Origin of the sequence: Rhodanobacter thiooxydans LCS2 (genome assembly GCF_000264375.1) — a bacterium.
In the GTDB taxonomy this organism is placed as follows: Bacteria; Pseudomonadota; Gammaproteobacteria; order Xanthomonadales; family Rhodanobacteraceae; genus Rhodanobacter; species Rhodanobacter thiooxydans.
In genome coordinates this window covers 1-1,854 of record NZ_AJXW01000135.1, presented here as the reverse complement: position 1 = coordinate 1,854, position 1,854 = coordinate 1, and the positions used below count along the sequence as shown (strand labels likewise).

Here is a 1,854-nt window from a genome sequence, read left to right as displayed (position 1 = left end):
TGTTCAAGGCGCTGGGCGGCGCACCGCTGCCCGCGCCGGATACGGCACAGGCCGCGACGGCGCCCGACGACGCCGACGGAGCGCCGCACTGATGGGGACCTCGAACCACTCCGTCACCCCGGCGAAAGCCGGGGGCCAGTGCCGTCAGGTCAAGAGACGCCGGATTCCCGCTTTCGCAGGATTGACGGGAAATGAAGCAGCTTTTGGGGGTTGCCGCTGATGGTGGCCCTGGCGCGCAAGACGCTGGTCTACGAATGGCGGCGCTTCCTGCCGGCGATGCTGGCGGTCGGCTTCGCCGGCCTGCTGCAGCTGCTGCAGATCGCTCTGGTGCTGGGCATCTTCGGCAGCACCAGCCTCTACATCACCGGCTCGTCGGCCGACGTATGGGTCGGCTACCCCGGCACGCAGAGCGTGAGCCTGGGCCGCACGATCGACGCCGACGTGGAGTCGCGCCTGCTGATGGACCCGGCAGTGCAGCAGGTCGAGCCGTACCTGTGGGTCGACGGCGACTGGCGCGGGCCGCGCGAAACCGGCGGCGTCTCGGTGTTCGTCTCCGGCATCGACCCGGCCGCCGACGCGCTGATGTTCTCCAGGGTGCTGGCCCCGGCGCTGCGCCGGCGGCTGGCCGAACCGGATGCGATCGTGATCGACCGCTCCGCCATGGACCAGCTTGGCGTGGGCATCGGCCAGACTGCCACCATCAACGGTCACCAGGTGCGCGTGATCGGCATCAGCCGCGGCCTACGCGCGCTCGGCGGGGTCAACGTGCTGTGCTCGCTGGACACCGCACGCCGGCTGGACAACGACCCGGCCGACCTCGGGCCGACCTACCTGGTGGCGAAACTGCGCGACCCGACCCAGGCCGACGCCGTGGCGATACGCCTGCGCGGCGACACCGCCTTCGGCCCGTATACCGCATGGAGCGCCGCCGATTTCGCCAACATCTCGGTGCGCTACTGGCTGTTCGACACCGGCGCTGGCGCTGGCGTGCTGTTCCTGGCCGGCATCGTGTTCCTGGTCGGCGCGGCGATCACCAGTCAGACCCTGATCGCCGCAGTCAACGGCTCGGTGCGCGAGTACGCCACGCTCAACGCGCTCGGCGTGGGTGTGGGCGCGCTGCGCAAGGTGGTGCTGGAGCAGGCGTTCTGGGTCGGCGCGCTGGGCCTGCTCGGGGCCAGCGCGCTGGGCATCCTGCTGATGCTGCTGGCGCGCAGCCAGGACGTGCCGGTGGTGCTGAACGTGCCGTCTGCGCTGGCCTGCATCGTGCTGGTGATGGGTCTGGCTGCGGTCTCCGGCCTCGCCGCAATGCGCAGCCTGCGCCGCGCCGATCCCGCGACCTTGCTGAGGTAGCCGCGATGCCGCCTGTCCCCGCCATTGAGCCGGTGCACGCGCCGGCGCTGCAGGCCGAGAACGTCAGCAAGGCGTTCATCTCCGGCCACCAGCGCACGCAGGTGCTGAACGACTTCTCGCTGAGCATCGACGCCGGCGAGCTGACCCTGATCTCCGGTCCGTCCGGCTGCGGCAAGAGCACCCTGCTGGCGATCCTCAGCGGCCTGCAGAAGGTCGATGCGGGCCGCGTGCTGGCGCTGGGCAGCGAGCTGGGCCAGCTCGACATGCGCGCGCTGGAACGCTTCCGCCTGCAGCACACCGGCTTCGTGTTCCAGGGCTTCAACCTGTTCCCCGCCCTCTCCGCGTTCGAGCAGGTCGAGCTGCCGCTGAACTACATGGGCCTGTCGCGCGAGGAGGCACACTGGCGCACGCAACAGTCGCTGGAGGAAGTCGGCCTGGCGCACCGCATGCGGCTGCGCCCGTCGGAGCTGTCCGGCGGCGAGAAGCAGCGCGTGGCGATCGCCC

2 protein-coding genes are annotated in these 1,854 nt (G+C 70.6%); both read left to right on the top strand.

The window, feature by feature from the left end:
- Window positions 1-219 precede the first annotated feature (219 nt).
- The gene (locus UUA_RS18195) at window positions 220-1,350 is read left to right on the top strand and encodes an ABC transporter permease (RefSeq protein ID WP_039954539.1); all 1,131 of its coding nucleotides are present in this window, start codon (window positions 220-222) and stop codon (window positions 1,348-1,350) included.
- A gap of 5 nt (window positions 1,351-1,355) precedes the next feature.
- A partial coding sequence (locus tag UUA_RS18190; protein ID WP_008439656.1) for an ABC transporter ATP-binding protein occupies window positions 1,356-1,854 on the top strand: 499 nt, incomplete at its 3' end.